The organism is Streptomyces sp. NP-1717 (assembly GCF_022695985.1).
In the GTDB taxonomy this organism is placed as follows: Bacteria; Actinomycetota; Actinomycetes; order Streptomycetales; family Streptomycetaceae; genus Streptomyces.
The window spans coordinates 20,573-27,158 of record NZ_JAAPBF010000088.1; the positions used below are offsets into that span (position 1 = coordinate 20,573).

7 protein-coding genes and 1 pseudogene are annotated in these 6,586 nt (G+C 71.3%); 1 reads left to right on the plus strand and 7 read right to left on the minus strand.

The features are described 5' to 3' along the window. Window positions 1-9 precede the first annotated feature (9 nt). The 6 genes and pseudogenes from GXP76_RS19025 to GXP76_RS19050 form a co-directional block, all read right to left on the minus strand. The gene (locus tag GXP76_RS19025) at window positions 10-867 is read right to left on the minus strand and encodes a TetR/AcrR family transcriptional regulator (protein WP_242572746.1); all 858 of its coding nucleotides are present in this window, start codon (window positions 865-867) and stop codon (window positions 10-12) included. Window positions 868-911: 44 nt separating this feature from the next. Continuing rightward, window positions 912-2,450 carry an MFS transporter gene (locus tag GXP76_RS19030; RefSeq protein WP_242572747.1) on the minus strand — a complete coding sequence of 513 codons (1,539 nt, stop codon included), beginning with the start codon at window positions 2,448-2,450 and terminating at the stop codon, window positions 912-914. 130 nt (window positions 2,451-2,580) lie between these two features. Beyond that, window positions 2,581-3,318, minus strand: a complete 738-nt coding sequence (locus GXP76_RS19035; RefSeq protein WP_277993558.1) for a response regulator transcription factor — start codon at window positions 3,316-3,318, stop codon at window positions 2,581-2,583. Between the two features lie 108 nt (window positions 3,319-3,426). Then, a complete protein-coding gene (locus tag GXP76_RS19040; protein ID WP_242572748.1) occupies window positions 3,427-3,819 on the minus strand; it encodes a hypothetical protein in 393 nt (130 codons plus the stop codon). Window positions 3,820-3,906: 87 nt separating this feature from the next. After that, window positions 3,907-4,818 carry an amidohydrolase family protein gene (locus tag GXP76_RS19045; RefSeq protein WP_242572749.1) on the minus strand — a complete coding sequence of 304 codons (912 nt, stop codon included), beginning with the start codon at window positions 4,816-4,818 and terminating at the stop codon, window positions 3,907-3,909. Window positions 4,819-4,881: 63 nt separating this feature from the next. Then, window positions 4,882-5,759, minus strand: a pseudogene (locus GXP76_RS19050) (DUF2797 domain-containing protein). Between the two features lie 29 nt (window positions 5,760-5,788). Between GXP76_RS19050 and GXP76_RS19055 the strand changes: the two are divergent. After that, window positions 5,789-6,208, plus strand: coding sequence for a hypothetical protein (locus GXP76_RS19055; RefSeq protein ID WP_242572750.1), 420 nt, complete (start codon window positions 5,789-5,791; stop codon window positions 6,206-6,208). A gap of 4 nt (window positions 6,209-6,212) precedes the next feature. Here the strand turns inward: GXP76_RS19055 and GXP76_RS19060 are convergent. Further along, a partial coding sequence (locus GXP76_RS19060; RefSeq protein ID WP_242572751.1) for an isochorismatase family protein occupies window positions 6,213-6,586 on the minus strand: 374 nt, incomplete at its 5' end.

Below are 6,586 nucleotides of genomic sequence, written 5' to 3' on the forward strand. Positions count from 1 at the left end.
CGGCAGCTTCTAGCCGCGCGCCCGCATCGCCTCGATGCCCGCGATGAGGAGTTCGAGCGCGAACGTGAAGTCCCGTTCGCGCATCTCCTCGACCGTGTCGCCGCCGCGGGCCTCCATCATCTCCTCGGCCTGCTCGAACCGGCCCTGGTACTCCCGCTGTTCGCTCATCCGTCCCATCGCGTGCCGGTAGTACTGATCCTGCGTCATCCCCGCGTCGGCGCACCGCTGGACGAAGTGCCCCTCGATCGTGCCGAAGCCGTAGACGAACTGGAAGACGGAGGCCAGCGCGCCCATCTGGCCGTGCGCGGGCAGTCCCGTACGGCGCATGACGCGCAGGACCGCTGCGGAGAACTCCATCGAGTGGGGGCCGACGTTGAGGAACTTGCCGACGAGCGCCGAGACCCAGGGGTGGCGGACCAGGAGGGCGCGGTAGCTGCCGGCGAGGGCGCGCAGGTCGTCGCGCCAGTCGGAGCCGGTGTCGGGGTCGGGGTCCGGGTCGGAGCCGGGTTCGGAGCCGGGGCCCTCCGTTCCCGCCGCTTCGCCGTCCGTCGTCCCGCGCTCGTCGTCCGCCGTGCCGATCTCCGAGAAGACGGAGTCCAGGGCGAGTTCGAGGAGGTCGTCCTTGGTGTCCACGTACCAGTACAAGGACATCGCCGTCACACCCAGCTCGGCTGCCAGCCGCCGCATGGAGAACTTCTCCGGTCCCTCCGCGTCGAGCAGCCGTACCGACACCGAGATGATCCGGTCCCGGCCGAGTCCGGTGGGATGGTCGGAACGTTCGCTCTTACGGCCGCGGGCAGCGGGCTTCCCTTCCAGCCAGACGCTCGTCCGCCGGGGCTGGTTGGCCTTGTCGGCTGCCGACTCCATGTTGAGCCTCCTCGGTTCCTCGCCCCGTTCCTGCGGACCCGATGCTATGCCGCGGGCGGTTCGGGCCGGTCGGCCCGTTCGGCACGGCGGAGCAGCAGCGCGGCGAGCAGACCGCCGGTGAGCACCGCCACCGCGCCCACCAACTGGCTCGTCTCCAGCCCTGTGGCGAAGGCGTCGGAGATCGCGGCCCGCTCCGCGTCCCCGCCGGGACCCGCCTCGACGGCCGCGAGCGCGGCGGGCAGCGAGGACGCGCCCACGGCCGCCGGTACGAGCGCGGCGAACCGGGAGTTCAGTACGGCGCCGAGTACGGCGACCCCCAGACCGTTGCCGAACTCGCCGAGCGTGCCGTTGACGCCCGCGCCGACTCCCGCCCTCTCCGGCGGGATCGCGCTCATGATGGCGTTGGCCATCGCGGGCATCGACAACGCGACGCCCGCGCCCATCACCACGAGCCCGGCCAGCATGCCGCCGTAGCCGTCGGCGCCGAGGATCGCGATGGCCGCCAGACCGGCGGCCACCAGGGACATGCCGACGGCGATCGTGGCGGGCGTGCCGGTCCGGCGTACGAACAGGGCTCCGACGCCCGTGAGGTTGAGCAGGACGACGGTGACGGCGAGCGGGGCGGTGCGCAGACCGGCGTCCAACGGACCGTATCCCAGCACGAATTGCAGATGCTGCGTGAGCAGGAACAGCGAGCCCGTCATGCCGAAGGCGACGAGGAGGGTGCCCGCGACGGCGCCGACGAAGCGCTGGTCGCGGAAGAAGTGCATGTCGAGCATCGGATGCGGGACGCGCAGTTCCCAGAGCGCGAACGCGCCCATGACGAGGACTCCGAGCACTGCCGGGAGCAGCACCTGGCCGGACGTCCAGCCGTGGTCGGGACCGGAGATGATCGCGTAGACGACGGAGGTCATGCCGATGACGGAGAGCAGCGCGCCCAGCAGGTCGGGGCGGGCGCCCTGATTGCTCATGGACTCCGGTACGAGTGCGAGGACGGCGGCCAGGCCGATCACGACGACCGGGATGTTGATGAGGAAGATCGCGCCCCACCAGAAGTGGTCGAGCACGAAGCCGCCGAGAAGCGGTCCGGCCGCGAAGCCCAGTGAACTGACCGTCGACCAGAGGCCGATGGCCCTCACGCGCTCCTCGTCGTCGAAGACCTGCACGATGACGGCGAGGGTGGTGGTGATCAACAGGGCGCCGCCGACGCCCATTCCGGCGCGGGCCGCGATCAACTGGCCCGAGGACTGGGCGAGTCCGGCGGCCAGCGAACCGATGCCGAACAGCGCGAGGCCGGTGACGAGCATCTTCTTGCGGCCGTAGCGGTCGGCGGCGTTGCCCGCGGTGAGCAGGAGACCGGACTGGACGAGCGAGTACGCATTGATCATCCACTGGACGTCGGCGGTCGACGCGTGCAGTTCGGTGGTGAGGGAGGGGATCGCGACGCTGAGGACGGTGTTGTCGATGAGCACGGTGAGCTGGGCGAGACAGATGACGCCGAGGATCAGCCACCGCTGGGGGTGGCGGCCGGGGACCGGCGGTGGAGGGGTGGCGCTGTGGGTGCCGGCGGCCGACGCCTTCATACGGTGACCCCTTTACGGTGTACGGGACCTGCTGGTCCCGTACACCGTACAAGTCGCCCCCTTACGCCGTATAACTGTTTTTCGGACGGGCGTGGAGCGACCGGCGCTTCGGGGCTCTGCGTGCGCTCCTCTACTCCCCCGGCTTGATCAGATACCCCGCCCCGCGCCGGGTGTGGATCATCGGTGGCCGGCCCGCGTCGATCTTCCGTCGCAGGTACGAGATGTAGAGCTCCACCACGTTCGCCTGGCCGCCGAAGTCGTACGACCACACCCGGTCCAGGATCTGGGCCTTGCTCAGCACACGCCGCGGGTTGCGCATCAGAAAGCGCAGCAGCTCGAACTCGGTCGCCGTCAGATGGACGGGCTGCCCCGCCCGGGTCACGTCGTGGCTGTCCTCGTCGAGGGTCAAGTCGCCCACGACCAGCGTCGATTCGCTGCGTACGGCGGCGGTGCCGGAGCGTCGTATCAGCCCGCGCAGGCGCGCAACGACCTCCTCCAGGCCGAAGGGCTTGGTGACGAAGTCGTCACCGCCCGCGGTGAGCCCGGCGATCCGGTCCTCCACGGCGTCCTTGGCGGTGAGGAAGAGGACCGGCACCCGGGGCAGCTCCTCGCGGAGCCGTCCGAGGACGGAGATGCCGTCCATGTCGGGCAGCATCATGTCCAGCACGATCGCGTCGGGCCGGAACTCCCGCGCCGAACTCACGGCGCCGGCCCCGTCCACGGCGCTGCGGACTTCCCACCCCTCGTACCGCAGGGTCATGGACATGAGCTCGGCGAGCGAGGCCTCGTCGTCCACGACGAGGACCCGGACGGGGCTCCCGTCCGGCTTGATCATCTCGGTGCGCCCCCTGGGCGAGGTGACGGTCATGGTGCCCAGACTGCGCGGGCCCCCTGAGAACGTCCTTGCCGATTCCTGTGAATTCCCTGAGAACCGGGACGGGCAGGGGGCCGCCCCGGGGAGGCGGCCCCGGTCGCGCTAGTCACCGGTGGTGTCCCCCGTGACGTAACCGCGTGCCTCGCGCCGCCCCGCGTAACGCTCCCTGCGGTTGGCGGCCCTGGCCCACTCCTGCCGCTCCTTGATGTGGGAGCGGACCTTGCATCCGGCGCAGCAGGGCCGGGTGATCAGCGCCATGAGGGTCGTCACCCAACGGCAGCGGGTGCCGGTGTCCTCCCGGGCCGGCCGGGCCGGCAGGTCGCAGGCGCCGTGACGGTGGTCGTGGAGGGGCAGGGGGTGGTGCTCCGCGTGGCGTACCCACGGCGGCTTGGTCTTGTCCGTACGGGACATCTCGTTCCTCTCGGAACCCGCCGCCCGTACTCCCGGAACTTCCGGGCGGGCGGCCAGGTCGACCGAGTCGTGTGCTGCGTCCACTTCACGGCACCGCGCTCCTCCCCAACCGCCGTAACCGCCCACGGAAGTGAGCAGCCTTTCAGGATATCAGCGTGCCTCCTTCTGCGCCTAGAGAGCGTCTGCCGGCTCCAGCCCGAAGAGGCGGACCCCGTTCCCGTAACAGACCGCGCGCGTCCAGTCGTCGCCGAGCCCGAGCCCTTCGAGGACCTCCAGCTGGTGGAGGTACGGGTAGGGGATGTTGGGGAAGTCCGAGCCGAGCAGGATCCGTTCCCCCAGATCCGCGAGCCGTGCCCTGGCCTCCGCCCCGGCCGGGAACGGCGCGAAGCCCTCGCTGAAGTCGGTGAACGCCATCGTCGTGTCGAGCAGGACCCCGTCGTACCGGTCCGCCAGGTCCAGGAAGTCCGTGTACTCAGGCATCCCCATGTGCGCGACGACCAGCCGCAGTCGCGGATGGCGGGCGAGCAGCCGACCGACGGGCTCCGGGCCGGTGAACTTGCCGGGCTGCGGGCCCGATCCACAGTGCATCACCACCGGCACACCGGCGTCGGCGAGCAACCCCCAGCTCCGGTCGAGGCGTTCGTCGTTGGGGTCGTAACCCCCCACCTGGAGATGCGACTTGAAGATCCGCGCGCCGGACTCGACTGCCTCGCGTACGTACGTCTCCACGCCCTCCTCCGGGAAGAGGGTCGCGGTCTGGAGGCAGTCGGGCGTCCGCGCGGCGAATCCGGCGGCCCAGCCGTTGAGCCAGTCGGCCATGCCCGGCTTGTGGGGGTAGAGCATCGAGGTGTACGCGTGGACGCCGAACGCGCGCAGGAGCGCGACGCGTTGGTCCTCCTCGTGCCGGTAGGTGATGGGCCACTCCATGCCGGTGAGGGGTCCGGCGCTGTCGAAGTACGCCCACACCTTCCGCAGGACACGGTCGGGCATGAAGTGCGTGTGTATGTCGATGAGTCCGGGCAGCGAGAGCCGGTCCCGGAACTCCCTCACGGCCTCGATCTCCGCGGCTGCTTGATCATCCATTCCTCTAGCCTCCGATCCGGACGGCGTGCTGTCCAGAGGTACCCGGAGGGCCGCGGATCATGGTCAGAACAGCCCGTCCTGCGCGGCGCGCTCGGCGGCGACGGCTTCCCGCACGGGGACGGTGACGCCCCCGGTGTACCCCGCCGCCGCGAGTTCCCACCCCTTCACCAGCCTGGTGTCGAGCACGAGCACCGCGCCGTCGTCGCACTCCAGGTGCAGATCGGGCCCGGCGGCGGCCACGAGCCGCCCGGCGACGTGCCCTCCGTCGACCAGTTCGGCGATCACGCCCGTCACGGGCGGCGTCCCGGCGAGCCCGAACACCGCGAGGTGGTCGACCGGTTCGTAGTCGGCGCGCTCCAACGACTCGGGCCACTGGGCGAGTGCGACGGCCCGCTTGTACAACTCGCCCACCTCTGCTGCCCGTTCACCGGGCGCGGTCGCAGTGCGGCTCGTACGGCGCGCTTCGCGGCGTACGGAACGCGGTCCGGCACACCCAGCGCCGTACGCAGCAACTCCTCGGTCCGCCGCGCCGCCATCAGCGGCCCGCGCCCGAGCCGGGTGAACACGACGGCGCCCTGTTCGAGCAGCCGCGCCGACCCGCGCGCCTCGGCGGTGATCCCGACCTTGACCATGCCGGGCCCGAACCACGCCAGATAGACCATGTACGGCTGCGGGTCGTCGGCGACGGTGTCGGCGGCGACCGACCGCGACCGGTCGAGCCGCGCGCAGTCCGGGCACTGCCCGCCGGTACTCCGCCCGCTCACCACGGCGCCGAGGGGGCAGACCTGTCCCCGCACCCCGGCACAGCGCCGCTCCCCGACGACCCGGAACCCGAGTTCACGCCCGTACGCGAGCGCGCTGCGCCGCTCCCGCCCGCCGTCCCGCCACACCAGTTCGGCCCCGCCGGGGCTCCACCGCAGACCACCGCACCGCCACCCCATACGCGCTCCCGATCTGTTAGAAGTACGAAATGCCGCTCCTCACGACCCTCGCGACCCCCACCCTCCACTACATCCGCTTCCAGTCCCCGACACGGAGCCCGCGCGGCCACTTCCCGGGCGTCTTCGCGCTGGCCAACGGCCTGGCGCGGGGCGGCAGACTGACCGCCGAGCAGTGGAGTTTCTGGCGTACGAACAACGACTGGTACGACGCGGCCTACCCGGACCCCGCGAAGTCCGACCCGGCGGTCTACGACCACGACGTCAACCCGGGCGCGACGGCCTGGTTCAAGTCGACGGCCGGGGAACTGCTCGCGCGAGTGCCCGGCTATCTCGACCTGCTGGCCGCGCACGACGTCGCGTGCGTACGGCTCACGTCACCGGTGGCGCCGGGCAGGGTCGTCTACGAGGACGGAAGCCAGATCGTGGTGGTCCCGGCGGGCCCGGCCTGAGTCCTCACCGCCCGCCCGCCTCGAAGCGCACGTCAACAGCGCGCGCGACGATCTCGGCCTCGTCCCCGAGCGCCCACTCGGCGACCCGCGACACGGTCGCGGCCGGGACGGCGTCGCTGATGCCCTCGGCGGCCGGGACGTCGTACGTCGCGTGGGCGTCGTGCGGCAGGACGACCCGGTAGCCACGCGCCAGCGCGGTCCGCGCGGTGGCCGACACGCACATCTCGGACATCACCCCGCACACGGCGATCCCCTTCACCCCGGCGCCCACCAGCAGCCCGCCGAGCGACGTCCCCGCGAACCCGTCGTCGTGCTCCTTCCGCACGACGACCTCGCGGTCCCCCTCCACAACGGCCAGGGCAAGCTCCCACCCGGCGG

Coding starts and splice junctions, on each gene's coding strand:
- GXP76_RS19055 (WP_242572750.1), top strand. CDS start 5,789: ATGCCGCTCCTCACGACCCTCGCGACCCCCACCCTCCACTACATCCGC.
- GXP76_RS19025 (WP_242572746.1), bottom strand. CDS start 867: ATGGAGTCGGCAGCCGACAAGGCCAACCAGCCCCGGCGGACGAGCGTC.
- GXP76_RS19045 (WP_242572749.1), bottom strand. CDS start 4,818: ATGGATGATCAAGCAGCCGCGGAGATCGAGGCCGTGAGGGAGTTCCGG.
- GXP76_RS19030 (WP_242572747.1), bottom strand. CDS start 2,450: ATGAAGGCGTCGGCCGCCGGCACCCACAGCGCCACCCCTCCACCGCCG.
- GXP76_RS19035 (WP_277993558.1), bottom strand. CDS start 3,318: ATGACCGTCACCTCGCCCAGGGGGCGCACCGAGATGATCAAGCCGGAC.